Here is a 484-nt window from a genome sequence, read left to right as displayed (position 1 = left end):
AAGGGGTTCAAGTCCACCATGCACGAAGCCAATTTCGAGCTGATCGAGATTCCCCACGTGCGCCAGTCCGGCAAGAACTCGGCCGACATCCGCCTGGTCGTCGACGCGCTCGACCTGTGCTATACGAAGTCGCACGTGAACACCTTCGTCATCATCAGCGGCGACTCCGATTTTTCGCCCCTGGTGTCGAAGCTGCGCGAGAACGCCAAGCAAGTGATCGGCGTCGGCGTGAAGCAGTCCACCTCCGACCTGCTGGTGGCAAATTGCGACGAATTCATCTTTTATGACGACCTGGTGCGCGAAGTGCGCCGCGCGGCCGCCAAGCGCAAGGAAGAACTCGATGCGCGCAAGGCCCAGCCGCAATCGAAGCGACCCAGCAACGACAAGCGCAAGGAAGAGCTGGAAGCGCGCAAGGTGCAGGCCCTGGAAATGGTGGTCGAGACCTCCGACGCCCTGGTCTCCGAACGCGGCGACACCGGCAAGA

Annotated in this window: 1 protein-coding gene; it reads left to right on the top strand. The window is 61.6% G+C overall.

Annotated elements, in window-relative coordinates; genetic code table 11:
• Positions 1 to 484: NYN domain-containing protein (locus KVT32_RS28670; RefSeq protein WP_217619269.1), on the top strand; the 484-nt coding region annotated here is incomplete at both ends.

It is taken from the genome of Achromobacter sp. GbtcB20, assembly GCF_019091095.1.
GTDB classification, from domain to species: Bacteria; Pseudomonadota; Gammaproteobacteria; order Burkholderiales; family Burkholderiaceae_B; genus Achromobacter; species Achromobacter mucicolens.
Note: the sequence above shows the minus strand (reverse complement) of the source record. Positions and strands in the feature narration are given on the sequence as shown.